The sequence below is a fragment of the Coprococcus sp. RTP31081st1_H1_RTP31081_211007 genome (genome assembly GCF_040227275.1).
GTDB lineage: Bacteria > Bacillota > Clostridia > Lachnospirales > Lachnospiraceae > Coprococcus > Coprococcus aceti.
Map to the genome: position 1 here is coordinate 709,735 of NZ_JBEHVP010000001.1, position 25,893 is coordinate 735,627.

The window sequence follows — 25,893 nt, forward strand, 5'->3', positions numbered from 1 at the left end:
TTAGTTGCCTCTCTTTATTGTTAGTACCTTTCTCATATAACAACCACCGTTAAAATGATTTATACATTCTCCACAATGAACACATTTAGTTTCATCAATATGATATGATACTTCTCCATTTGAATCTTCGGTTATCCTAATCGCATTCATTCGACAAACGCTCTCACATGCTCTACACGCACAGCACATTTGGAATTTAGTTATCTGACAATTAATTTTTCCCTCAGTAATATTTTTCTTGTCTTTAATTGTTACCTTAAAATTTGTTGTTCCTATCCGTCCCTTTAATATCAAAACAGGATTACCAATTCTATCTACGACATATACTTCTCCAGCAAGTCTATTCCCCAGTGTAAAATTCAAATTTCCAAACGGTTTAAAGAGCTCATACAACTGTTCATTTATCGGCTGCTGTAATTCATAATTATACGTATCATTTTCTACTGCACATGGCTCATATGATAAAATTGATGTTTTAGATGCCTCTAATCCATTTCCGCCTTGTCTTGCTTTCCAATTTCCACTATCTACATACTCTTCTGGATCTGGTTTCCCCACCTGTCTTGCATAATCAATTAGGACTTCCCTCCAATGAACATATTTGTCATACATATATATCTTTGACAAGAACTCTGACCATGAACCATTGTTTGGACAACACCAACATCCTACACGTGAATATCCTAATCTATACGCCTGATTGAAATCTATTTTTTTGGTCAAAATATATAACCAAACATCAAAGTCTGTCCACTCAAAAATAGGTAATACGGTCTTTTGTTTTGCTATTTTTGAGCTATCACTATCACGATCATATTTGCTTCTACTTACAGACTCATATTTTCTTATTCCCTGAAATGATAGTACACTTGTCTGATTCTTAAACGTTTTATTCATCGAATCGGTAATAGCTCCTGTCTTGAAAACAGTACAACACCATCTCATAACTCTAGATGGTGGACCATATACCGAACATAATGCTTCAAAGTTCTTTGTTCTATTCTTTGCCGTTCTAAAATAAGCTGGTCTGATAGTTTTTTTTAATCTTTCCTTATATTTTTCTGTAGTGAGAAATTCCAATGTAGTATCACCGAAAATATGTAACACTTCATTGCTCCCAATTGCATCTACAACTAGTGAAGATACTACCGTAGAATCTTTACCTCCACTAAATGATACAAATCTGCTCTTCTTATCATACTTATCAGCCCACATCTGTATATGTTCAATGGCTTCTTTCTCAATCTGACTAAACCTAACTTTATTTGCATAAACAAAATCTGATATGACCTGATTAAAAGTAGAATAATCTACTTTTGAATTAAATGCTTCCTCATCATTTTCATCATTCAAATAAATATACTGTTCAATCAAATTCTTTATTTCCTTTATTTCTTCTAACGAAAGGGAATTAAGTTCATCGATTGAGAGTCTTACCTTTTCACCATCAACAATATATGAATGTCCATTATACCAAACAGATTTATCAATTAGCGCTATAGGATTTGTTTTATCAAGAGTTATTCCAACCAACAGTTGTTCTTCTGGAAAAACAGGTCTAATATCAGTACCTATATATTCGAATGTGTCTGAATCAAACCTTATGCCATTCAATTCATAATCTCTTTCACAGCAAGCACATCTTTTATCAAATATAGGAATCCTGTGCTTCTTACACCAATAAATCGTGGATGAATCTTTTGGTACTGCCAGACATTCTTCCATCTTTCCAGTCTCTTCATTGAATTCCTTTCTCATACATCTTCCTTCTGGAGTAGGAATACCATGGAATGGGCATACTTTCTCTATCATAACAATCTCCTAGTCTATTCATTCTTCGAATTATCATCTACAACTTCCATAATGTCATCAAAGCTACAATTCAAAGCCTTGCAAATCTTAACCAATACATCAGTTGTAACGTTATCTCCACGGTTCAACTTATTAATTGTGTATGTACTTATTCCTGCTGTTTCGACCAAATCCTTCTTTTTCATATCTTTATCAATCAACAACTTCCACAGTCTTTTGTAGCTTACTGACATATTTTTACCTCTCGAATCACATAACTACCACAATGATACGCCACCATGATATATCAATAAAATTCTACAAAATTATAACATTTTTGTTGTACTCTTTCAACAAAAATAGAGCGAACGCACTATTAAGTAACACCATTCTCAAATCGTTTTCAGATTGCTTTCAGAATCAGCGGTTTCAAGAATTATTCAACCACAATGCTTTTACACACATTTCTTACCAGTCATCCCCCATCTCGTCCATGGCATCATCTACACCATCAGCATAATCCGGATCACTGTTGTATCTATCCCAATCATAATCATCATCGTCATAGATTGCATCGTAGCCATCATCATAAGACTTATATGGACTGCCAGTACTTGATGAGCTGTGTTTATAAGATGACTCCGTTGTCGCACTCACTGTACTTCCAGATGATGTATTATTATATTTACTTTTTGTGATCTCAGTAGTTGCTGAGTGACTATATGAGTTATCTGAATTGTTTGAATAACCATTGTTCCTCTTGTATGGCTTGTGCAGATAACAATAACTGCTGCCTGATGCTTGTTTATTATCGCATCCAGACTTTATGCACTTAGGTTCATTTGCTGAACTTGCTGCACCAATTATGTACAAAACAATGACAACTAACGCAATTATACAAAAACCTGCTACGAATGAATCTTTCTTCATAAATACCACCTGTCCTTTAATAAATTATCTACAATATACTCTGTCAAACTCAGGATTGTTTTCTAGTGTTCTTATCATATAATCATCAATGGATACGCAAAATTGCTCGCATTCTTTTTCAATATTATACGACAATATGATTCTTGATACATTTTCTTCTGAATCTGGTCTGTGCAGTTCTGCATATAAAATCATAATTTGACATCTCCTATTTTGAACTAAAGGCAATTATTGCAATCGCCCCTATTATTATAACAACTATCAACAATGCAGGCTGCGTAAATAGCCACAGCATAACAAACAGAATTATCAAAAATCCTATTCCTTTTCCAATTGCCTCAAGTCCTGAAAAATCTCCTTTGCAAGCTGCGGATATAGAAAACACTATAAACATCAGTAAAAATGCTAGTATATGCATAATCATCGCCTCCACTCATATGATTTACGACACCTATATGTTCTGTCCTTGTATTTTCTTTCTTCTATATGCTAAATTTTAGCATTATGTATGTCCAATAATCTGTACATGTAGCTTATTTTACACGTCTTTCCCCATCCACCGGTCGCATCACCGGCGACAAAAAAGGACGCAGGCAATAATCACTTACCCACGTCCCATAATATATCTATCAGCAGCGTAAAAGTTTCACTATCTTCCCTTGCGCTTATCCATCTGCCCCCGATTTATCATCGTATCCATTACATTCTTTTTCCCATTCTGCTTTGCCATATAGGTCTCAAAAGCATCAGCTCCATATACCGGCTGTTCCTCAGCAACTACAGCTAATCGCCCAGGAGAGAGCTGTGATGTTTCTCTTTCCGATGTTCTATATTTTTCCTTATTTTCTGACTTTGACTCTTTCCTGCGATCTTTTAGTTCCTGCATGCGTCTATCCATGACATCGAGACGAAGATTATCTACCTTGTCTATGGCGACATCGAGGTGAAGTTCTAGCCCAGTATAAACTTTCTTTTGCCACTCCCATGGTTTACGGAGATATGTCTGGTTATCACGGGCTATATCATCCTGCACATAATCTTTTTTCTCCCTGCCAGCAAGCGCGCGGAAGCTGTCTGCGATCTGACGACTCGCGGTTCTCATACCTTCTGAGAATCCATCAATTCTTGCAAGTGTTTGGTCTGTCTCACGGATTCCCTCACGTACTTTCTCACGGATTTCTGACAGCTTCTCCTTTACCCCGAGGAAGTCAGCCACCTTGTTCAGAGCCTCTTTCCCCTTCTGCCTAAAGTCACCTACAATCTCTGCAGCCTTTATCTCCATATCATTTTTCGCCTCAAGAAGTTTCTGTTTCATCTCATTACATCGCGACTGTGCCTTACCGACCACATCTGATAAGACTTCTTTCAGACTCTTTGATACCTGTTCATCACGCATCGCCTGCATTTCCTTGCGCATCTGATTTATTTCCTGCGTCATCTGATCTAAGCGATTGCCGATAATATTAATATAAGCTGCCATCTCAAATACATCTCCAGCCTGACGTCCTCTGTCATTTGATTTTAGCAGCTCGATCAGCTCCATTATCATTTCATCCTTAGTCATTGACGCTTTAGTTGTCTCTTCCATAGTCTACTCCTTTCCACCAGGCAGCACCCAATTTATCAGATGCCGCCTGACCTTTGATTTCTTTTTCTTCTAACGAAATGGCAAAGTTTCTGCACTGGAGGTTTTATTCTTATCTGTATTCTTCACAGTTTCTGTTTTCTGCTGTATACCACCAACCTCCTGTCTCTGCTTTTCCTTTGCCTCCTCATATGCCTTCTCAATCTCACCATAAAGCTTTGCACGAAAGTCCTTCGTCACCGGGTAGCAGATATCCTGATAGATATCCCTACCTTTTTCATCCTTCTGCTTGGTTCTGTACGATGGCATTGATACAAATACCTTCTCCTTGCCCTGAAGAATGTTTACATTGTTGACTATGAAACAGTCCTCAAAATAAATTCTTGCAAGGCCGCGGATATTGCTACCTTCCCTCTCATACGGACTCACTGTCACGGAAAACTGTGGCGGCTCTATCTCCTTTGCGTAACCACGATCAGGCTGCCCCTGATCCTTAACACACTCAAACTCAGCCAGAATACTGCCATAGAGTTCTTCACGAAAATCTGACGTGATCGGATTGCATACATCCTTAAATACTGTCGCCCCATTCTCATCTCTCTCATTTGACTTATATCTCGGCATTGATACAAAGAGCTTCCCGTTCTCCTTGTTCTGGACAATTGCGATATTTGTTATCTTGAAGGAATCCCCGAATACCACAGTTGCGAATCCCTTCACATTACTATCCTGCTTTTTAACTTCATTAACCTTAATTGTATATTTCATACATTTATCCTTGCAGGCATCATATATTCACCTGCATTTTCCTTTCCTTTATTTGTTCATGTTTTCTGTAATAATCTCACATGGAAGATTTGCAATTTCTCCTGCTGTCATTCTTCCACCCAAATAATCATAGAGTGCCCCTTCCATGTTCTCTGCTTCATAGCATATATATCTGTTTCTGTCAGAATCTTCCCTGTAAATAACAGTCACCGCTTCATCTGGCATGAACATCTGCTCCTCTTCGTCAAAATAACAGATAATGCCTTTATGGAGTTTTATTCCAATACTTTCCAGATACACGTAATACCCGCTTATAACAATCTGAATATTATCCTCTGTAATTGCCATATCATCTGCAATCCCAGACATATCCATCTGCTCTATGATTTCTTCTGTTTCTTCAAATCTGCAATTTCTAGTCGTCGCTATCACCTGCCTTTACTGGAGTGCATTTGCAGACAAATCTCTGAGTGCCATAATTTGCACAGGTAAAGAGTGTTAGCCTTTCTTTATCTGCCTGTTCCGTTACTGTGACATCATGCGGTTCTACAATGCTTGTTTCTGCCACCCTGTACACATGCTTATTTCCCTTTTTATCAAGGATTTCAATCTCATCCCCGGTTTTAAGCTGTGATAGATTTGTAAAGAAAATTCCATTTCTACTTCCATTGTGACCGCACAAAACGCAGTTGCCTCTTTCGCCTATATCTGCTGTCTCACTCATATGTCCTATCGCATAAGCGATCGCTCCTTCCACAATCGGATATCTGATATCTATGGCTTTGATGGAAATGATGCCAATGACATCTTCTTCGAATAAAATGGCCTTATCCTCTTTACTAAGACTCTCTTTTTTCTCAGCCTGCTTTTCCTCTTTAGTTTCTACGCCATCTTTTTTCTCCACGGTCTGTTCAAACTGCTTTATCAGCTTATCTGTCTCTACCAGACCATGAGAATGGTAATAAAAAGGGACTGCACATATGGCAATCCCTGTTATGATACAGATAACTGTTATTATATTTTTTCTCACCCTGCAACCTCCCCGGTATCATCTGTCCATAGTCTGACAGTTATTGTTTTTCTATCTTCTTGTGTCCTTATCCTCTATGCCATATATCATTTTACTTTCTGCCACGCTGCTCTCTTTTCTTGTACTATCATTTCTTGCAATGTCCGAATCACATGTCCTGCTGTTTTCAAGATCCAGCATAGCATTTAACTCTTCCTGCCTGGCAAGTTTTGTTCTAAGCTCTTCCTCATAGGCAAATGGTTTTTCATATTCAGTCTTCGATGCTTCAAGGTCACCTTTATACTGCTCTATCTTCTTTTCCAGAAATTCAATATTATCCTGTATTCCATTAAACAGATTCTCCAGCTTTACCATATTTCCTACCGGACTTGTTGACAGCTCAGTCTTGTAATCTGTCTTTCCTCTAAGTACAAGGTAGTTGATATCAAGGAAGTTTTTCTCCACCAAAAGCTCAAAGCCCTTAAACGTTCCTATACTGCTTGTCTCACCTGTCTTACACCTTGATATAGCTTCAAGCATACCTGTACCACCGTCAGCCCGCTCAGTAAATGTGATATTTCCTATTTTTATCGCAAAGTCTACGCTGGCAAGTACAGCCTGATCCCTCATTTCCACATCCTGCTTCACACAGGCAAGCTTCTCCTCTGCAGCTTTGATGAGCTTGGGAAACCGAATTATGAAATTATCCTGAAGGCCATATTTCTGACTGTCATAGGCTGCCTTTAAAAGTTTTAGTCTCTGTACATCATTATCTATCTCCATCTTTTCCTTGATCATGGTATTTCCTGTTGCTACTGCCTTTATCTCTGCGTATGACAACGTCGCCTCATCAATATCTTCACATGTCCTTGAAACAGCCCTGCTTGTCATAACCTGACTTATAAAGCGCTGCTTATTCTCAACCAAGCTCCAGCTGTATGCATCAAATGTTCCCTTTGTCACATAGCGGTAAACTGCAACCGACTCATTCTCATTTCCCTGCCTGAGTCCTCGTCCCTCTCTCTGCTCGATACAGGATGGTTTCCACGGACAATCTACATGATGCATGGCTACAAGATGTGTCTGCACATTTACACCAGTGCCGCATTTATCGGTTGAACCAATCAGAACTTTCTTCTTACCGGTACGCATGTCCTTAAATAGTGTCTCACGCTGTGCATCCGATTTTGCATCGTGTATAAATGCAATCTCATCTGCTGGAATTCCTTTTCTTACAAGTTCTGTTTTCAAGTAGTTGTAAACATCAAATTCACCCGATGCTCTAACCTCATTTCCTGAATGTTTCCAGTAACCCTCCGTCAGCATGGATTCATTCCAGTTTTCCTTTGGTGTACCGATATCAGAGAATATCAGCTGACATCCTATCTTACCTTCATTTTCTGCCTTCTCATATTCCATAAAGACATTATCAGCAACCTTATTGAGCTTGCCACCCGGATTATTGGGAGCCGCTGCCTCTAACAGTCTTGCATCGGTTCCAAGCAGCCTCGCCTCATGAGTAATTTTTAAGAAATTATCAACACTAGGATCAACTCCACCCCCACGAATGCGTTCTGCCCTTGCTACAAATTCCTCCATAACCTGCTTTACGTACCAGTCAGGCTCACTTTCCACAATAACATACTTGCCATCTCTAAGCTCTGGCACAGGCAGATCTAACATATCCTTTGTCTGTACATCTGCCACTTCTCGAAACACATTCATCAGTTCTGGAAGATTTGTGAATTTATTGAATCTGCTCTTAAAGCGGAATCCACTGCCCTCAACTGTCAGCTCCAGTGCCGTCGTCACCTCGCCAAAGTTCGCAGCCCATGCATCAAAGTGATATATTCCCATCTGCTCAAGCTTCTCTCTCTGAAGATAAAGCTGCATGACATACAGCTCACACATGGTATTGCTGATTGGTGTGCCAGTTGCAAATACAATTCCCCTGCCACCATTCAGTTCAGATATATACTGACATTTCATCTGCATATCTGTTGCTTTTTTTGATCCTGTGGAACTTATGCCAGCCACATTATTCATCTTTGAAAATATGGCAAGATTCTTAAACCCATGTGCCTCATCTACCATGATGGAATCAATCCCCAGTTCTTCAAAAGTGATGAGGTCATCTTTTCTGCTTTCATCTGTAAGCTCCCTTATCTGCTCCTCCAGCTTTTTCTTCTGTGCTTCCATCTGTTTGATTGTCCATCGCTCGCCATTTCTCGCTTTCATCTCTGTTATAGAATACGATATTTCCTCTATCTGCCTATCTATCATGGCTTTCTTCCTCTCAGCCGATATAGGTATCTTCTCAAACTGAGAATGACTCATAATAATACAGTCATAATCGCCTGTTGCAATACGCGATATAAACTGCTTTCTTCTGCTCTTTTCAAAGTCTCTTTCTGTAGCAACCAGTATATTCGCTGAGGGGTAAAGTCTCAGGAACTCACTTGCCGTCTGACCGATCAATGATTTTGGAACAACCATCACAGTCTTATTTGCGAGTCCAAGTCTCTTCTGTTCCATACATGCCGACATCATCTCAAATGACTTTCCTGCACCTACACAGTGGGCAAGCAGTGTATTCCCACCCATCAGGATTCTCGCCACAGCATTTTTCTGATGAGGTTTCAGTTCAATCTTGGGATTCATTCCTGGAAACTGCAGGTAACTTCCATCGTACTCACGCAGTCTCACATTGTTAAAAGTCTCATTGTAATATGACACATATTTTGCTCTTCGATCCGGATCAGAAAACAGCCACTCCTTAAATGCGTCCTTCATCAGATTCTGTTTTTCTCTGGCGAGCATCGTCTCATTTTTATTGACTTCATAGTGATATTTACCATCTCCATCATCAATCCGGTCCTTAACAGTAACCGTCCGAAGATTTAATGTGTTCTCAAAAATAGAATAAGCGTCCATGCGGCTTGTACCATAAGTTCTGGTTGCAGCCACTGAACGCTTATCCATGGATTTATTCTCGATAAACCACTCCATATTCAGTTTGTTTAAGTGTATCTGTATTCCGCTGCTATACCACTGGCTTCTTGCAGCCCTTGCTCTTTTAGGTGTGTTAAGCAATTCGTAGATAAACTGTTCGTAATCCTCCGGTTCTATCCATGTGGTTCCTATCTTCACATCTATCTCAGAAGCATCTAGATCTTTCGGCTGCACCTGCATAAGCGCAGATACATTTTTCTGAAATAACTCCCTTTCCTCCGGCAAAATATCTGGAGCATCCACAGCAGCTCTGGCAATTCTAAGCTTATCCCTCACATTACCTGAAAGATATTCATCTGCTGTCTCCCATCCAGAATTCGGATTATTTGGATTATACGCTGACGGATTTAAGAATATCAGTCCAGAAAGTTCATCGATCATGACTGCACGTTTCAGTTCTTTTTCAGCCTCTTCCGAGAACGTAATCTCATCAATGTCCTGTCCTGCTTTCTTTACAAATGAAGCTTTTGCTTTTGTAAGATCCGGCTCATATATACTGAGCATATATGGAATATTGACTGTTCCAAATTCATTGATTGAGACATTCAGTGCCTCCACGGCAGTTGCAACATGATCTATTACCATTTTTGCTTTGATCGTCTGTTTATAGAACATATCAGCCTTTTTCACATGTCCATCCTCATCAACCTCCTCCAGCGAACAAAGAAGCGGATAATCACTGTCATCTCGAAATGCCCGGCTGTTTGGCTGCGATGTGATAGGACCATATTTTTCTACAAATCTGTCATACTTCTCATTTAATTTTCCTTGTTTCTTTTCAAGCTGCTTGTCACTGCATCCTTCTGTCTGTATATCAATCAAATGTCTTGTAGCAGCTCTTATTTCATCCATTGCCCTGATTCTTTCCTCCACTGTATTTGACACCTCCCTTCGGTACATCTGGGAGTTTTCTCTATAATACAGTTTTCCGTCTACAAAACAGAATGAAAAATTTCGAACATCGGGATCTGCTGGAATGATATCCTCGCCTTTCTCCTCTGCCTCTTCTAGACGCTGAAATTCTATAAGTTCTGCATGCATATTCTGCACCGCTTCATTCAATGCCTCATACAGATTAAATTCCGGATCAAGATTGACGCAGGTTGTATATCTGCTGTCTTTTCCATAGATACGGTTATCATATTCCATGTGTCCAAGCACCATCTCCGGGTGCTCTACATAATAAGAATTTATTGGTATTCCATCATCTGTATATCCGAGATGCACCCAGTCCGGCTCCACATCCATCTTGCGCTCTCTTTTCTGAAGGAACAGAATATCGCATGTTACTTCTGTACCGGCATTGTCCTTAAATGCTGTATTTGGAAGTCTCACTGCGCCTATCAGTTCTGCCCGTTGTGCAAGATACTGTCTTATTGCAGGATTGCTCTTGTCTAGCGTGCCCTTTGTTGTGACAAATGCCACAATACCACCAGGTCTCACCTGATCAAGCGCTTTTGCAAGGAAATAGTCATGAATACGAAAGTTGTATTTGTTATATTTTTTATCAAAGACCTTATAATCTCCAAATGGTACATTTCCAACCGCTACATCAAAAAAATTATCAGGATACTCTGTATGCTCAAAACCACCGATAGTGATATTTGCTGTCTGATAAAGCTGCTTTGCAATTCTTCCTGATATCGAATCAAGCTCTACACCATATAAATTTGCACTGCGCATGCTAGCCGGAAGACTCCCAAAGAAGTTACCCGTTCCCATACTGGGCTCTAGCAGATTACCGCCATGAAATCCAAAACTTACAAGTGCTCGATTTATACAGGTGCATATAACAGGCGAAGTATAAAATGCATTGTTTACTGTTGCTCTTGCCGCTGCATATTCTTCATCGTTAAGCAAAGCATGTAACTCAGCATACTCCTTTTCCCATTCAGAATTTTTGTCATCAAATGCCTGTGGTATTCCGCCCCAGCCTGCATACTTTGAAAGCACCTTCTGTTCCTCATATCCGGCAAGTCTTCCTTCTGTTTCCAATGTTTTCAGCAGTTTTATTGCTTCAATATTCCATTTGTATCTTGTCTTTGCACCACCAATAGGAAGATCCCAGAGATTATAATGATAATTTCTTTTTTCAGGAACTGGTCCTCCTGATTTATCAGCTGGAACAACATAGGATACATCCATTTCATCTTTCTGCTTTTCATTCTCAAGCTCTTCACTATATTCTGCCATCGTCACCATTTGGTCTTCTATGGCAAGCTCTTCATCTGTAATCTCATTTTCCAGTATATCTTCATTTTCTAGCGCGTCATACTGTTCCAGTTCATTTCTCCGGACTGAATCGTAGCTTTCCGGTTCATCCGGTATTGCGAAATCATCCAGTATCTGCTCTGACGCTTCCGGACGATATTCTCCTGTCATTATGAGAGCACCAATTTCCTCCTCAACTGTTCTCCAAGAAACATACCCTTCCTTCTCACCCTCTTCATCTCTCCACTGTAAACGAATACCACTTCCTTTGAATGTGTCGTACCCATGCAGTCCATATCCTTCTATTGGCCATCCAGCACCACCCATTCCGTATTCCTTACGAATTTCTTTCGCCCTTGTCCCCGCGTCAAACTCGTTTTCATATATTTTACAAATCCTGCCATTACCGCCTGCAAAGCCTGAACCACGAAGAAGTACCTGCCTTATATAGCCTGCTGGAATCACTGTTTCCTTCTTTGGATTCAAATAATTATATTTACCTGATAGTGCTTCTTTTTTATCTGACTCAAACGGCTTTATATATGAATCATTTGTATTCTGCATATGATTCTGTAAATCAGTGCCAAATTCTGCATCAAAAAAGGAAGCCTGTCTGTATGTGACTGCTTCCTTTCCCATACCAAATGAATCAAGTTCATTCAGTTCTTTATTAAGTTCTTTATTAAGTTCTTCATCATCCTCTAATGATACCTGTAAACTATTTCCGTGAGGACGATCTCTTCCGCCATCATCTTTGCCTGTTCTCTGAGTTTCCACATCTCCATGGTACTGCTCGGATGTACTGGTCTGTGTGATTTCAGATACTGTGTTATCAACTGATCTAACATTTGATTTGCTTCCTCGTCCACTTCCTTCATCTTCTCTGTCATCCTTCCAAACCGCAGCAGGCTCTTGTACCTCGCCTCCTCGTTCTCCTTCAGATAATTCATTGCCAGAAGTCCGTACTTCCCGATCTGAGTCAGGCTCTCCGTCTCGTCCGGCATCTGAAGATCTGGGTACAAAATCCCGTCTACTTCCATGTAGCTCATCTCTACTGCCATATACAATTCTCCTTTCTTTGGTGGCTGCCTCGCAGTCCCTTCCATATGCTCTAAGAACATTACAGGAGACATCGCATATGAGAGAACCAAGACGGTAAATCATATCTTCATCTGTTACGTTTACAATCTGACTGAAGTCCTGTTCTTCTGCAGACAAGTCAAATCCACATCTCGTACCTACAACATACAGAATACTCTTCTTCACTATATCATAAATATCATCTACATGCTGTAAGCTCTCACGTTTTTCGTTTTCTTCAATAATCACACTGCCTGTAATCTGTGAAAATTCGGAAATACGTTCTCCGAATTTCTCTTCCATTATCTCCTGAACCATCTGTTTTGTAAAGTCCTTTAATGCGGTTACTGAGTCTTCTCTTGATAGTCTTTCATACGCTGGATACCTGCCATTTTCTGTCTGATAATCCATGAATTTTTCAAGACTGTCTCCTTCCAAATCCCATGTGAGTTTTGTCTGCCTCCCTCCGGTGTCACTGATATCAAACACATACCGCATATATGGGTTTAACGCTTTTGATGGGTAGATGGCAGCTCCCTTACTGCCACACTTTACGAATCTACCCACCTTTTTCCATGTGTCAAAGTCAGCAACCAGAGTAGCATTCGGCTTCTGGGCATATACCATAAGAATGTTATCAAACTCGTAACGGTATATCTGTCCCGCAAGCCGAAGAACAGATTTCCAGGCATCCTGTGACTGTGTCACCTCATGAATCACCTGTTCATATATCTGCCTTACCTTATTATCTACTCCCATCTATGCTACCTCCGCCTACTCCTTTATAAGATCACGAATCTCCCTATATGCCTTGTACTCCTCACGATCAAGCGGAAGTCTCATAACATCCTCACCAGAACTTTTCAATTTCTCATGTTCTGCAATGATCTTTCTTCCAAGTCTGAGTGTTACATAATTCTGCTTGCAAAACTGCATGCTCTCCTTGAACGAAAGTACATCATCATGCTCAAGCATTTCACCGATATATGTGATATGTTCCTGAAGCTTTGTCCTAACCACCTTTGCCTGATCAACGCTTAGCATAATTGTATGCTTCGTCTCCTTTGACTCATCCCACTCTTTCTGAAGCTCCTTTATCAGATACTCCATATTCTTAAGTACCTTGTCCATCTTGTTTTTCTTAGACATAAATCTGTTCCTCCTTCTTATTCAACACTAGCCATGCAAAATCGCCTTCGGCGCGTGCATCATTGGCTACATATCAAGTTTTCATAGAAGACTTGACACATCTTTTTCTTCACAACAATGGGCAGGGAATAGATCTCCTGCCCTAGCTTCACCTATGGTCTTCCAACAAATACAATACAATCCGGTGCCACAACCTGCCTGAACACCACACCATACGCAGTATCTCTTGCATCAACCATCATTCCATTTCCAACGTATATCGCCACATGACCGATATGCAGATATCCTCCTTCATTTGGATCGAAGCAGTAAAAAATCAGATCCCCTGGCTGTATATCTTCATACCTGACACCTTTCCCTGCCAGATCAAGCCCCTGTGCTTCATATCCCGCTGTGGTTGCACCGCCATAGCTGATATCTACTCCGGCTTCAAGCCAGGCATAGTAAACCAGCGAACTACAATCATAAGCACGCCCGCTGTGTCTGAGTTCCTGACTGTATGGATATCCAACCCTTGTCAGTGCAAATGTTACCGCTTTTTTCTGCTTTGCATCCTTTATATCCTTAACCCAGTCGTCTATCTCTTGCTGAGTTAATGACGACTGCGGTGTGACCCCTGTTGACGAACCAAACATTGACATCATCTGCGCCACAAGTTCTTTGCGGTTATCATCAAAGGCATATTCGGTAATCATATCCGTATAATGCTTCAGCTTTACATTTACATAAAATACTGTCCGATTAACTTTCTTCCCGTCATCCTGTTTTACCTGCTCTGAACCCGTGCTTGTTGTGTAAGAGCACATATCATCAAACACTTCTTTAAGTCTCCTCTTTGAAGTATCATTCATAATAGTTGCAGTATCTTCCACACCATATTTCACCATATACACAGCAACAATATCATTATAGTTTCCTGCCTGCTGTCCTTCCGCACCTACATACACTATCTGTCCTGTGTCACAGCCGGAATGTTTATTTATCAGGTCATTGATCTCCCTGTTGAAATCCTGCATATATGCACTCGTCACCGTCGTAACTGTATCTCCCTCCTCAAGCGGAGGCAGAAAAAATGCAAACGGTGAATTATACAAAACAGCAATCACGCCTACAATCGGAGTCACTGTGACCGCAATGAGCAGAACAAGCATAAGAAAGAATCCCGCTACAGCCGTTGCCATCTTCTTTGCAGGTATTGACAATCTGTTAAGCAAAAGATCTCTTACCATCTTCCCTACACTGTCCTGCTGTTTATCCTTCTCCTTCATTTTATCAAGGAAAAACCTGATCTTTCGGCTCCTGCTGTTAGCTTTCACATTGGCTTTGTCTATTTCTTCACCAACCCTTTTCCCAACTACCTCACCCACAGCAACACCAATTACCGGCGCAAGCGGTCCTGTCTCAGCACCTGCAGCTGTTCCTGCAACTGTAGCAGCGGTCTTTGCTGTCACCTTGGCTGTTTCTTTTGCCGCCAGCTTTGCAGTCTCCTTTGCTGTTTCTTTTGCCGCCTTTTTCGCAGTATTCTTCGCTGTCTTTTTCGCAATCTTTTTACCTGCTTTCGCTTTCTTGATACGCTTCTTCGCAGCTTCAATTGCCTGTTTCTTTGCGATATCAGTTGTGCCACCTGCTATTCTCATAGCAGGCATTCCAACCACATTGGCAATATGAGCGGCATCCCTTATTTCATCTCCACCTTCCATCTGACTAAGCGCGATCTGAACACCGGCTGAACCAGCAATCCTGATACTCCCTGTCTTTGTCTTGACAGACTTCTTTGATTCCATAATAGCTGAACGCAGATGTGCAGACATGCCCTTTCTGCCTCGTTCTGACATCTTTGTCTTTGCCAGCCTGTTCTTTGATATGCCACTTATAGTTCTCCCCTTATCCCCCCTGCTTGATGTCAAAACATTTGCTCCCTTAACCTCCACATGCCTTGCCTTATGTGTATGAAGCTCAGCTTTTTTCTTTGTGTGTATCACCATCGGCTTGTTATCCACCTTTTTGATTTTCATATATCTCACCTACCTTCTACATCCATTGCCCAACGCTTTTTATGATAAAAGGGCAAAAAAATAGCCATCTGGGTGATAAAACCCAAATGGCTTATGTAACATTATTTCATTTATATTTTTTCTATAGAAAATAAATTGCCCCTCGTCCTTGAATGTATAATTCCAGATCCATAACCATAATGGCAAAGATTTTTTCTAATATATTCACATATATCCTCAGCATCCTTTATAGATACTAAGTCAAATTCTTTTTTATACCACTCGTGCACATCCGAAACTTTGACTTCACTACCTCTTTCTTTCATAAATGTAATATACTTATCAGAAATATCTTTTATATATTCATGAAAAAAGTCTCTTCCCGCCTCAGATAAAACATATAAACCTTGATCTGTCTTATATACATATCCAAGATCCACTATCTTTTTTACTTGTGGAGAATTATTCAGTTCTTCTTCAAAATACCCTTCCATAAATGAGTAAAATATCATAATCATATCTATAGCATCACGATATGAAAGTAACGCTAAATCAACCATCTCTTTTCCTCCATTCTTTGCATAATGTTATCTGTATATAATCATTTTAAGACCTTCCAAATTCCATTTTTATTTGCACCTTCACGCTTTATATATCCGTTTTCCCTTAAATAAGTTATATTCTTCTGAACAGCCGTCTTTCCTATATTTAATATTTCCATAAGTTGAGGCTGAGTTATCTGGGAATTTTTTCTCATCTCTGCTAATATTTTCTGCTGTGTATCATTTAATTTCTTTTCATTATCTTCAATCACTTCATCCGTTTCTGCTTTCATAATATCAAATGGAATTGTAACCACTATTGAATTATCTCTAAACTCAAAGGCTTCTCTTCCATATACACTCGTTATCTGCGGAACACCTCTACCAGATCGTTCACTAATATGGAGTTGTAAAAAAATATCTGAAAGTTTTCTATTTACCGGAACGGATACCCCCAAATAAAAACCATTCAAAGTCTGTTTTGGTGCCAAGGTTCCCCTTGATAATATTTCAATTCTATCACTATACACTGTAATCATGGGTGCATTTCCATCTATCCAACTATTATGAACAAAAGCGTTTATCATTGCTTCACGAAATGCATCCTGATTAAACAGTGGAACTTCTTTTCTTTGAACAACTCGATTCTTTTCATCTGCCTGTGGTATATTCAATACATCTCCATATTCAAGGACCTTATCCAGTGAATATAATAAGCAATTATTGCCAAATTCACGAACTGAATAAAGCTGTGATGCTTTATCTTTTCCTCTAAATATAGACACACGAATAGGAATCTGACTGTCATCAGACAACAACTGAGCTAACATATTATACTTTCCATCTTTATTACGAAGTCCCAGATTTTTCTCAAAAGTTGAGTTTTTCAATACTATTCCTTTATCCTCATAATATAAAAAAAGTTTTCTGAATGAAAGCTCCTGGTCATATGCTTCCTCACTCTCCATAGTTGGAAATCCATTTCTTAAAATGTCAAATAACTGTGACTCTCTCTCTGGGTATTTGTTAAGATTTACCTTACTAGATCCGATACGTAAATATCGAACACCATTGAATGCGGTTGGAACTTGTTTTGCCGCTGGGATCACAAGTACAACAACTTTCTTTGATTTAATAGTTAGCTCCTTAAAATAGAAACCGATATCTGGAACCACATTTCTTGCAAGATAATGTTCTAAAGGTTCATTCTTGACATCTCTATGATAAGTGAACGTAGTTCCTGTAAACTCATGTGTGTCATTATTCACGCCCCATACCAAATACGCATTTTCTTTTCCCAGCAATGCCGCAACATTTGACATAGAAGAAATATACTCCCCTATACCATTTTCTTCATACCAGTTTTCCTTAAATTCAAACCACTCTTCCTCAGTGGCATATTCTGTTAATTCCTTAACGATCATCTCAAGATTCTGCATCTTCTCACCCCTTATACATATATTTTATACTTTTATCCCCCACTTTATCCCCCACTTTATCCCCCACTTTTATCAGTTCCAAGGTGGGGGATAAATTATCTATTGAATTTTATCTTACCACAATCGAAAACCTACTGCCATACATATCTTACAAAGTATCTACCATCTTCCTCGCCTTCTGCTCAGCGATACGCTCATGAATATTTGTATTATATAACTTATAAAGACTTGTATCCTTTCCGATCTGATTATCAAATGGTATTACAACATTACCACACTTTAAAAGTCCCATACCAGACTGACTGTTTGTGACAAAACGAAGCTGCGCATCTGACACGCCGATTACTTCTGCCATCTTTGCACTGTCAGTATTTGCCTGTTTCAATAGTGCAACAAACTCAGAGTTGGCAAGCATTGTGGTAGCTGTATAGTTCTGTAAAAGATCAACAACATTCTGTGTGATACCAGTACAGAGTCCACCCTGCTTCCTGACCTTCTTCCAGAGCTGCTGTAAATACTTTGCGGAATACTCTGAATTTAAAAGAACATGAAACTCATCTATATAGAGCCATGTCGCCTTTCCTCTCTTTCCATTTTCCACAATACGCTGCTGTATCAACTCCATCATAACAAGCATAGTAATCGGGCTAAGCTCTGTTCCAAGGTCTCGTATACCATAAACCACAAAGCGGTTATCTACGTCTACATTTGTCTGATGATTAAAGATGTTAAGCGAACCATTGACAAAAAGTTCCAATGATAAGGCTATCTCCTTAGCTTCCTCCTCCGGCTGAGCCATAAGAATCTCATAAAAGTCACTCATGACAGGGATATACTTCTCTCTGCTTCTGGCTATATCTATATACATCTTTCTTACGCATCGGTCGATGATAGACTTCTGACGGGAATTTAACGAATCCCCAATACACTGCTCACAGAGTCCTAGCATGAACTCGCCTTTCTCTCTAACCCATCCCTTTGTATCGTTCTGATCAAGATTCCAAACATCCATGGAAAGCGGATTCACATAATTATCTGTATAAGTAGACATATTTACTACTGTGCCTCCATAGGTATGAGCTACATCAAAATACTCGTTCATAGGATCAATAACGATGATCTCATCATCACCGGATAAGAACACCGAACCCATCTCCATCTTACAGAAAAATGATTTACCTGATCCCGGCACTCCAAAGGTAAATCCATTTCCATTTATCAGCTTCTTCCTGTTACCAATATTGATGTTCTTGCTTACCTGATTTATACCATAATAATTGCCGCCTGCATCATTAAGCTCCTGCACATTAAATGGCATAAGAACCGCAAGCGACTGGGTAAGCATAGTTCTCATTGTCTCAACCTGCCTGACACCAATCGGAAGAGCTGTATTTAATGCCTCCCGCTGCTTTAAGTAATGAACATCAATCGTACAGCTGTTACGCTTGCCTATTGTCTCCACAGTCTCACTGATACTTTCAAGCTCTTTTTTTGAGTCCGCCATGATAATAATTGTGACTCCTACATAAAAAAGGCACTGATCATTTTCTCTGACATCATCCATGATCTCTTCTATTTCCTTTTTCTCTGTTCTCTTTGCATATGAAATCTCTGATGAAAAATCATTATTCTTATTACGAACTCTCTGCTGCTTGATGATGTCGGACTCAATCCCCAAATACTTTTTCTGCAATGTTTTGGTTGTCAGATCTTTGGGAACTGGAATCACATCAATACTTGTGATTGAATGAACCGGAAGTGATGTGATCTCGTTTAAGAAACGATCAGATAATGAACTTGGATATTTCTTTATGAAGAGTGCCTTGCAATATTTGCCTTCATCCTCAAAGCTATCCAGAAAAAACTTCAACATTCCATTACAGAGGTCATTTCTAAAGTCAGCGCCTACCTTCTTTGCCTGCTTTATATCGAAATCAAACTGTCCTTCATTTCCAAGATGATAAAAGTCATGCAGAATCTTAAGTCTCTGATTTCCTGTAAGAGGAACAATATCTGCACCGAGCTCATTAAATGCCTTATGGATAGTTGCCTCAAGTGTTGCAAACTGCGCCTTAGCCTCCTCAAAGTTCTTGCGATCTATCGTAAGCGTCAGATAACGTTCCTGCTCAATTCCCTGTCTGCCTTCTAGTATCTTGTCCTCAATGATCTCATTGTATGCCTTTCTGTATTCATTGAATCCATCATCCTTTTCCTGTAACAAAATGGAGCTGCGCATGGCATCCATATTTTTATTCTTGTTGTTCACTGTGATCTTAAAATTGCAATCCAGTGAATTTAACAGCTTGCAGTATCGCTCAAATATATCGATCTGCTCAGCCTCATTTGTGGTGGTATAGTTAATATCCTGAAACAGATAACATTTGCTGTAACGATTTCTCGCCACCTCGAAAATACCATTTTCTGCCACTGCCAAAATCTCAATTGTCTCCTGAATAGATTTCGGCGTTTTGAAAAGCGGCTCACTTGCCTTTTTGAGCTCCTTAAATCCATCTGTAAATAACCCCATCTGTTTATCCTCCTTATTTTCCAAAAATAAGGCACAACCGGAGTAATTCCGGCTATGCCCAAACTACTCCGACCTGATAAGCAGGTCTCTATTTCTTATTTCCAAGCATCTGCATGAACTTGTCAATATAACCATACTTATATGCAAATGCTATTCCCATAAATACCACAACTGATAAAACGCTGACCTCCAGCAGCTTTTTCATCTTTTTCCTTGTGTCATCAAATGTTTTCTGATTATCCGCTGTACTATTCTCAGCTGCATCATCGTTTGTTACAGACTGCTTCTTACAAAAACCAAATAATCCAGATTTCTTCTCTGATATATTGTTTTCAAACTCATATGCTCTGATTACTGGTTCTCCTTCTGTTGACACATAAGTAAGTGTTCTGTTGCCAAACATAAAATGAATTTTCTTTCCCATAACCTCATAAAAACTCATTCCGTTATACGAATAGAAACCACCAAGAGCAATCGGTGCCACTACTGGTATCGCAACATAAGCAGCTCCTGTAAGCCCTATATATGGATAGAGCAGAAATACCAGTCCTACTCCGCATACAACACTTGCAACAGAAAATATAAGCTGTTTTGCCGAAAGACCCATTGCAACTGACTCCTGATATCGGTCGATATCCTTGTTAATTTCAATTATCATGTTATCTTGCCTCCTTATAATCCAAATGCCTTGCTTGTAAGTGTCTGTGCACCCTTTACGCTTCCAACTGTCAGTGCAATCGTAAATGTCATCTCACATAGGTAAATCAGCGTCTGTGCCCAGTCAGAATAGCTGCCTGTAAATGACGGGAGCCCCGCATTTATAAATGCGTTGCACACAATGATCGCCAGTGCCATTGTCACGGCCTCAAAAGTTACCGATAAAAAATATTTACAGTACGCTGTAACCGTATGATTAACTGTACGATTACCACCCATTGTCGAAAATGCTATTGAACCCATTGGAACAATGATTAGCAGTCTTAGGAATCTGAAATACACTGTATATATCATGAAAAAACCACAGATTATAATGATGATTGCAAGAAGTGCTGCAAGAATCAGCATAATCAGACTTTCTCCAAATCCCAAGTCTTTGATAACATCTGCCTGCGTGCTGTCAATTACAAGCTCTGTATACGATCCTGCCGAAAGCAGATTGACAAGGTTGCCTATTGATGTGAAAAATGCCTTCATGATAGTGACATTGTTTGCCACAAACCACTCAGCAAGCCCCACACGTATCAGCAGTCTCAAAATAACCTCGAATCGCATTTCTTCTCTTATGTCTATGCTTTCACTGCAAAAACCTATAACAAAAAACAAGACAACAAGCGATGATCCAACCGCTACAAATATCGGTTCAATACTTTCAATCACACCCCATGGGCCTCCTCCTTTGAAGCTGACTGGTGACTGTCCGAGCATAGCAAATACAAGCGATACCTGGTTGTTCCAAAATCCAAAAACCATCTCAAGCAATGCGAGGATTTTGTCTCCAAGCTTAAATACATCCATAGTTGATTCACCTCCTGTTACAGATTCCGGAGCAGATATATGGATAGTTATCTGCTCCGGCAATTCTGCTCCTATTCATTACTAAAATCCAAGGAAGGTCAAAACCGTAGATATGCCCGCCATCATTACACCTGCCACAATTCCCTTTAACGCAGAGTTCATTGTTGAAGAATCCTGCTGCTGGTATGCCTGTGCGAACTCCATGACGTTCTTTGCAAGAATGATGACACCAACTGCGCCAATTACCGCAATTATCAATGTCTTCAGGTTGTCAAGCGGCTGTGTTACCGCTGTTGTTCCTGTACCAGACGCGTAACATGTCGTGTTCATAAGCATTACCGCTGTTGCCGCGCCCATGCATGCTATAACAGCCTTATTTCTGATTCGTCTTAACTTATCCTTCGTACTCTTCATCTTTGCAGAATTGCTCATGCCCACATTTTTCTTTATTCTCTGTCCCATACTATTAATCTCCTTCTGATCTGAATTACCAGACGTATTACCCCGTCTGGCATAATTTCAATTCTTATATCCAAACGGGGGATAATCCCGGTAAACAAATTTAAATCAGGCTTTCCCTGAATCGTTTATGCTGCAACCACCTCCTTTTTAGCTGATGCAGGATGATTTCTGGCACAAAAAAACACCAGCTTTTTATGCTGATGGTTTCTCATACCCTTCTCGGACTCTTTTCATCTCCTCGACATCTATATCCGGGTAAAAATATTCTAATATCTTTTTTTCTGGCACTCCTGCAAGCATAGCTTTCTTCGCCTCTTCCTGCTGTGCATCCGAAAACTCCCACTGCGACATTCGGCGGAGAATAGTATCTCTGCCATTTATCTTTGGTCGTTTCTTCTGTACCTCTACACTCTCATCTGAATATTCGAGTTCTTTAGCTTCCTGCTCATCAAACCGATCTTTTCTTTCCTGTTCATCAAGTATCTGGAATCGATTTCCAATCTCATTTTCACTGATAAGCATAAATTCTTCATAAGACAGCTTATCAATATACACATTCTCACCTTTTTCTCTGAGCGTCTTATAATGTTTAAGCGCCTTTTCTGACAAAAGCTCATATGACGGACCTACAATATCCGATGCCTCTAATATGTTATGAATATACGGTTTGCCACCTCCATCTGCTGTCTGGGCAAACTTTGGATGTCCAAACGGAATATACTTATTATCAATAATTGGATCAAACCCACGGATAAAAAGAATACACTTTCTGTTATCCAGCTTTCTCACCTCATCCGGTGTAAACAATTCTCTCCCTAACACGTCATAGTTTCTTGATGAGCTGCCCTGTCTTCCCTTTGTTTCGCCACTTGACTTCTTATCAATTGTACCTTTTCCAAGCAGCTCCGATACATATTTATGGGTACTCTGCTCATTTCCTCCAAGGTAAATGAAGGTATCACAGTTACCTGGTATAGTCTCCCACGTATCTTTAAAGAGTGCCTTAATCTGTGCAAAATTCTGAATAATGATGATGCTTGAAATTTCTCTGCTTCGCATTGTTGATAGCAGGGAACAGAAGTCATCCGGCAGCGCAACATTTGAAAATTCATCTAACATAAATGTCACATGAATAGGAAGTCGCCCTCCGCAGTTGAAATCTGCCTGGTAATAAAGTTCCTGAAATATCTGTGTATAAAGCATGCCTATGATAAAGTTATAGGATTTATCGCTGTCTGGAATCACACAGAATAATGCAGTCTTTGTCTCACCATCGCCATTGACACCAATTCCAAGCTCGGCAAGATTCAGGTCGTCTTTGGACAGGAGCCGCAGCACCTGTTTGTTTTCGAGAAACGCAAGTCTTGAATTTGCACTGATGATAATAGACCTTACGGTATCTCCTGCTCCACGCATACATTTGTTATACTGTTTCACCGCTGGATGATTTGCTCCCATCGGATTATTTTCCTCCAGAAATTTCATACGTGTATCAAGCTTAGATGGTTTTCCCTGCTGTGCAACCTCTGCTTCTCCAAGCAGTTTAAGCACAGTTTCAAAATTTCTCTGATTTGGCTTCACCTCGAGCCATACATAGTAAAATATTGCCTGTAAAAATAATCCCTCTGCCTTTTCCCAGAACGGATCTGATGGCGCAGCTCCCTTGGGTGTGGTATTTGAAATCAGATTTGTTATAAGCTTTACAACATCTGTCTCCTCTCGAATATAGGAAAATGGATTATAACCATCCGACTTATCCATCTCGAGCAAATTAATTACTTTCACGTTATAGCCATTATCCTTTAACATCTGCCCACAGCTCCTAAGTATCTCTCCCTTCGGATCTGTACATATAAAGGAACAGTTCCTTGGCATCTGCATAAGATTAGGCTTTACTTCATAGAATGTCTTTCCTGCCCCAGAACCACCGCATATCAAGATATTTCCATTTAACTTCAACTTACGAAAATCCAGTGACATCTTCACGTTCTGACTAAGGATTCGATTAAAATTTTCATCCTTATCCATCAGTACCTGATTGGCCTTCCGCGGAGATTCAAATCTTGCTGTACCGTATTCCTTGCCAGGCATGTAATTTCTCTGGCTCGTGTAGTACATTAAAATAGCCATTGCATAAATTCCTAATGCAATGGCCGTACTCTTCACTGTATTATCATTGAAATAATTTGCAAATGGTTTCTGACATACCTGGTTGAAACTTTCCATAAATATCATAAGGTTCTGTCCATCACTCCATGCCCCACCGATCAGATATCCGAGATACGCTGCAAGAAGTGCACCAGTTACTATAAATACTGCAGATGGCTTTTTCTTACTTGTCTGCATATCTTCACCTCTTTTTCGGTTTTGACTGTTTCACAGTCTTTGGCATATCCTGAGCCTGTGACTTTTCATAGCGCTTACGAACAGATGCTTCAACCTTATCATAATGATCCGAATATAGTTTATCCCCCTTCATGGTTGATACCACACGGTTATCAACATCATAGATTTTGTACTCCTTATCCCTGTCGATGAAAGTAAGCATGGTCTTTCCATTATAGATATCCATGATATTTTCCTTCTTAATCCACACATATCTGGCTTTCTCTCCCCAGGTGCCGGGTATTCTTGTCTTTACCGCCCTTTCATTTTCTATCTGAATCAACGTCTTTGAAAGAGTTACATCCGATAGATTCATATGCTTAGACGCTGCCACTCTCCGCATTCGTTCTGCCAGATCCTGATATCCTCTGATTCTGTTCTGAAATGCCTCCTTATCCATGACAACCTTATGATTTCCATTTGCATCTGCTTTATCAAGCATTCCTATTGTCTGCAGTTGTCTTATTACATTCTCCGCCTGTTCATGATTGAGGCTGAAGTTTTCTGATACCGAATTTGCATTTATGCTTTTTTTCTCCATTGCATACATGCCTACTTTCTCAATCAGCCCGTCCATCAGCTGATCTGCACGTGCACTTTCTGGTGACGGGCTAATCTCGTTTCCCTTCTTCTGCCACTTCAAAAATTCCATCAGTTTGTTTAGCTGCTTTTCATCACCATTTTTCAGATAATCATCGAAGGTTGCTATTCTTCCACTGCTTATCTTCTGCAAAAGCATGTTGGCCCTTGGAACTGCCTCTGTATGAAATATGATCTCTTTCTTCCCATCTGTTCTTGCTGCATCCGGAAGCACAGAATATAAAATTCCATACTTCTTTGCATACTTCTCCACCTTCTTCGTATCATCACCGGCAAATTCCAAAACCTGAAGATCTCCGCCCTTCATCAGCAGCTTACGCATGGATGTTTTTCCAAGAGATTTCTCATAATCAAGCATTCCCGTTAAGAAGTCTAAAGCCTTCTGCATTGCCGATACACCGCCACTTCCTACTTTCATCGCAATCTCAATTCCATCATATGCCACCTCGATGATCTGTACCGCTTCTCTGATTTCTTCTGACATCACTCAACCCTCCTTCACATAATTCTTGCCTGTTCTTTTACATCCAGAACCATCTCTTTCAGCTCTTCTGTTCCAGTTTTTCTTACACTGTCAGCATCAAGGCTTACTCCGTTTGCCTGTAGAAATTCTGCAATCTTTGTTATCGCTTTCTCCTCTTCTATCCGGTAAAGTTCAAGCGCAACTATGAGATTTTCTATCTGCTCTACCCAGTCGGGCACTTTATAATTTGCCAGCTCATACTTTGCCTTAACCTTATCCAGATCTGCATCACCTTCTGAGAGCTCATCTAGCAGCTTCTCTGTAAGTTCTGCACTTCCTGACTGAAATGCGTATTCAAATACATACTGCTTCTTCTCATCATCTAAATGAACATGCTTTTTCTCCATGAGTTCCATTGTTTCTGTAATCAT

Annotated in this window: 21 protein-coding genes and 1 pseudogene; all 22 read right to left on the reverse strand. The window is 40.0% G+C overall.

Going from position 1 to position 25,893, the window contains the following annotated elements; genetic code table 11:
- Nucleotides 1–1,812, reverse strand: coding sequence for a phosphoadenosine phosphosulfate reductase domain-containing protein (locus ABUA31_RS03120; protein ID WP_349818492.1), 1,812 nt, complete (start codon nucleotides 1,810–1,812; stop codon nucleotides 1–3).
- A 14-nt stretch (nucleotides 1,813–1,826) separates the two neighbouring features.
- Complete coding sequence (locus ABUA31_RS03125; RefSeq protein WP_349818491.1) at nucleotides 1,827–2,045, reverse strand: helix-turn-helix domain-containing protein; 219 nt, start codon at nucleotides 2,043–2,045, stop codon at nucleotides 1,827–1,829.
- A gap of 214 nt (nucleotides 2,046–2,259) precedes the next feature.
- Entirely contained in the window at nucleotides 2,260–2,721 is a 462-nt protein-coding gene (locus tag ABUA31_RS03130) for a hypothetical protein (RefSeq protein WP_349818490.1), read from the reverse strand.
- Between the two features lie 24 nt (nucleotides 2,722–2,745).
- Nucleotides 2,746–2,916 carry a hypothetical protein gene (locus ABUA31_RS03135; protein WP_349818489.1) on the reverse strand — a complete coding sequence of 57 codons (171 nt, stop codon included), beginning with the start codon at nucleotides 2,914–2,916 and terminating at the stop codon, nucleotides 2,746–2,748.
- Nucleotides 2,917–2,929: 13 nt separating this feature from the next.
- Nucleotides 2,930–3,139 (reverse strand): hypothetical protein, encoded by a 210-nt coding sequence (locus ABUA31_RS03140; RefSeq protein ID WP_349818488.1) that lies wholly within the window; start codon nucleotides 3,137–3,139, stop codon nucleotides 2,930–2,932.
- 231 nt (nucleotides 3,140–3,370) lie between these two features.
- A complete protein-coding gene (locus ABUA31_RS03145) occupies nucleotides 3,371–4,309 on the reverse strand; it encodes a DUF6674 family protein (protein WP_349818487.1) in 939 nt (312 codons plus the stop codon).
- 69 nt (nucleotides 4,310–4,378) lie between these two features.
- On the reverse strand, nucleotides 4,379–5,074 hold the full coding sequence (locus tag ABUA31_RS03150) for a SpoVG family protein (RefSeq protein WP_349818486.1): 696 nt from the start codon (nucleotides 5,072–5,074) through the stop codon (nucleotides 4,379–4,381).
- A gap of 48 nt (nucleotides 5,075–5,122) precedes the next feature.
- Nucleotides 5,123–5,443 (reverse strand): hypothetical protein, encoded by a 321-nt coding sequence (locus ABUA31_RS03155; protein WP_349818485.1) that lies wholly within the window; start codon nucleotides 5,441–5,443, stop codon nucleotides 5,123–5,125.
- A 46-nt stretch (nucleotides 5,444–5,489) separates the two neighbouring features.
- Nucleotides 5,490–6,104: a class D sortase gene (locus ABUA31_RS03160; RefSeq protein WP_349818484.1), complete on the reverse strand. Its 615-nt coding sequence runs from the start codon at nucleotides 6,102–6,104 to the stop codon at nucleotides 5,490–5,492.
- 51 nt (nucleotides 6,105–6,155) lie between these two features.
- Nucleotides 6,156–11,675, reverse strand: a pseudogene (locus tag ABUA31_RS03165) (helicase-like domain-containing protein); the annotation flags it as partial.
- A gap of 332 nt (nucleotides 11,676–12,007) precedes the next feature.
- Nucleotides 12,008–12,439: a TnpV protein gene (locus ABUA31_RS03170; RefSeq protein ID WP_349821196.1), complete on the reverse strand. Its 432-nt coding sequence runs from the start codon at nucleotides 12,437–12,439 to the stop codon at nucleotides 12,008–12,010.
- Nucleotides 12,440–13,160: 721 nt separating this feature from the next.
- Nucleotides 13,161–13,535, reverse strand: a complete 375-nt coding sequence (locus ABUA31_RS03175) for a hypothetical protein (RefSeq protein WP_349818483.1) — start codon at nucleotides 13,533–13,535, stop codon at nucleotides 13,161–13,163.
- 152 nt (nucleotides 13,536–13,687) lie between these two features.
- Nucleotides 13,688–15,550, reverse strand: a complete 1,863-nt coding sequence (locus tag ABUA31_RS03180) for a C40 family peptidase (protein ID WP_349818482.1) — start codon at nucleotides 15,548–15,550, stop codon at nucleotides 13,688–13,690.
- A 110-nt stretch (nucleotides 15,551–15,660) separates the two neighbouring features.
- Nucleotides 15,661–16,089 (reverse strand): hypothetical protein, encoded by a 429-nt coding sequence (locus ABUA31_RS03185; RefSeq protein WP_349818481.1) that lies wholly within the window; start codon nucleotides 16,087–16,089, stop codon nucleotides 15,661–15,663.
- Between the two features lie 41 nt (nucleotides 16,090–16,130).
- Complete coding sequence (locus tag ABUA31_RS03190; RefSeq protein WP_349818480.1) at nucleotides 16,131–17,510, reverse strand: RNA-binding domain-containing protein; 1,380 nt, start codon at nucleotides 17,508–17,510, stop codon at nucleotides 16,131–16,133.
- A gap of 148 nt (nucleotides 17,511–17,658) precedes the next feature.
- Complete coding sequence (locus tag ABUA31_RS03195) at nucleotides 17,659–20,037, reverse strand: VirB4-like conjugal transfer ATPase, CD1110 family (RefSeq protein ID WP_349818479.1); 2,379 nt, start codon at nucleotides 20,035–20,037, stop codon at nucleotides 17,659–17,661.
- Between the two features lie 88 nt (nucleotides 20,038–20,125).
- Nucleotides 20,126–20,695: a PrgI family protein gene (locus tag ABUA31_RS03200; protein WP_349818478.1), complete on the reverse strand. Its 570-nt coding sequence runs from the start codon at nucleotides 20,693–20,695 to the stop codon at nucleotides 20,126–20,128.
- A 14-nt stretch (nucleotides 20,696–20,709) separates the two neighbouring features.
- Nucleotides 20,710–21,552 (reverse strand): hypothetical protein, encoded by an 843-nt coding sequence (locus tag ABUA31_RS03205; protein ID WP_349818477.1) that lies wholly within the window; start codon nucleotides 21,550–21,552, stop codon nucleotides 20,710–20,712.
- A gap of 81 nt (nucleotides 21,553–21,633) precedes the next feature.
- Nucleotides 21,634–21,966: an electron transporter RnfA gene (locus ABUA31_RS03210; RefSeq protein WP_502879339.1), complete on the reverse strand. Its 333-nt coding sequence runs from the start codon at nucleotides 21,964–21,966 to the stop codon at nucleotides 21,634–21,636.
- 240 nt (nucleotides 21,967–22,206) lie between these two features.
- A complete protein-coding gene (locus ABUA31_RS03215; protein WP_349818475.1) occupies nucleotides 22,207–24,360 on the reverse strand; it encodes a VirD4-like conjugal transfer protein, CD1115 family in 2,154 nt (717 codons plus the stop codon).
- A 4-nt stretch (nucleotides 24,361–24,364) separates the two neighbouring features.
- Nucleotides 24,365–25,483, reverse strand: coding sequence for a PcfB family protein (locus ABUA31_RS03220; RefSeq protein ID WP_349818474.1), 1,119 nt, complete (start codon nucleotides 25,481–25,483; stop codon nucleotides 24,365–24,367).
- 14 nt (nucleotides 25,484–25,497) lie between these two features.
- Nucleotides 25,498–25,893, reverse strand: coding sequence for a hypothetical protein (locus tag ABUA31_RS03225; protein ID WP_349818473.1), 396 nt, complete (start codon nucleotides 25,891–25,893; stop codon nucleotides 25,498–25,500).

Excerpts from the sequence above, each read along its gene's own strand:
- ABUA31_RS03185 (WP_349818481.1), bottom strand. The coding sequence starts at position 16,089 with ATGGTTGATTTAGCGTTACTTTCATATCGTGATGCTATAGATATGATT.
- ABUA31_RS03140 (WP_349818488.1), bottom strand. The coding sequence starts at position 3,139 with ATGCATATACTAGCATTTTTACTGATGTTTATAGTGTTTTCTATATCC.
- ABUA31_RS03205 (WP_349818477.1), bottom strand. The coding sequence starts at position 21,552 with ATGGATGTATTTAAGCTTGGAGACAAAATCCTCGCATTGCTTGAGATG.
- ABUA31_RS03170 (WP_349821196.1), bottom strand. The coding sequence starts at position 12,439 with ATGTCTCCTGTAATGTTCTTAGAGCATATGGAAGGGACTGCGAGGCAG.
- ABUA31_RS03190 (WP_349818480.1), bottom strand. The coding sequence starts at position 17,510 with ATGCAGAATCTTGAGATGATCGTTAAGGAATTAACAGAATATGCCACT.
- ABUA31_RS03125 (WP_349818491.1), bottom strand. The coding sequence starts at position 2,045 with ATGTCAGTAAGCTACAAAAGACTGTGGAAGTTGTTGATTGATAAAGAT.
- ABUA31_RS03145 (WP_349818487.1), bottom strand. The coding sequence starts at position 4,309 with ATGGAAGAGACAACTAAAGCGTCAATGACTAAGGATGAAATGATAATG.
- ABUA31_RS03220 (WP_349818474.1), bottom strand. The coding sequence starts at position 25,483 with ATGTCAGAAGAAATCAGAGAAGCGGTACAGATCATCGAGGTGGCATAT.
- ABUA31_RS03215 (WP_349818475.1), bottom strand. The coding sequence starts at position 24,360 with ATGCAGACAAGTAAGAAAAAGCCATCTGCAGTATTTATAGTAACTGGT.
- ABUA31_RS03200 (WP_349818478.1), bottom strand. The coding sequence starts at position 20,695 with ATGATAATTGAAATTAACAAGGATATCGACCGATATCAGGAGTCAGTT.
- ABUA31_RS03225 (WP_349818473.1), bottom strand. The coding sequence starts at position 25,893 with ATGATTACAGAAACAATGGAACTCATGGAGAAAAAGCATGTTCATTTA.
- ABUA31_RS03195 (WP_349818479.1), bottom strand. The coding sequence starts at position 20,037 with ATGGGGTTATTTACAGATGGATTTAAGGAGCTCAAAAAGGCAAGTGAG.
- ABUA31_RS03130 (WP_349818490.1), bottom strand. The coding sequence starts at position 2,721 with ATGAAGAAAGATTCATTCGTAGCAGGTTTTTGTATAATTGCGTTAGTT.
- ABUA31_RS03150 (WP_349818486.1), bottom strand. The coding sequence starts at position 5,074 with ATGAAATATACAATTAAGGTTAATGAAGTTAAAAAGCAGGATAGTAAT.
- ABUA31_RS03135 (WP_349818489.1), bottom strand. The coding sequence starts at position 2,916 with ATGATTTTATATGCAGAACTGCACAGACCAGATTCAGAAGAAAATGTA.
- ABUA31_RS03180 (WP_349818482.1), bottom strand. The coding sequence starts at position 15,550 with ATGAAAATCAAAAAGGTGGATAACAAGCCGATGGTGATACACACAAAG.
- ABUA31_RS03210 (WP_502879339.1), bottom strand. The coding sequence starts at position 21,966 with ATGAAGAGTACGAAGGATAAGTTAAGACGAATCAGAAATAAGGCTGTT.
- ABUA31_RS03120 (WP_349818492.1), bottom strand. The coding sequence starts at position 1,812 with ATGATAGAGAAAGTATGCCCATTCCATGGTATTCCTACTCCAGAAGGA.
- ABUA31_RS03155 (WP_349818485.1), bottom strand. The coding sequence starts at position 5,443 with ATGTCTGGGATTGCAGATGATATGGCAATTACAGAGGATAATATTCAG.
- ABUA31_RS03175 (WP_349818483.1), bottom strand. The coding sequence starts at position 13,535 with ATGTCTAAGAAAAACAAGATGGACAAGGTACTTAAGAATATGGAGTAT.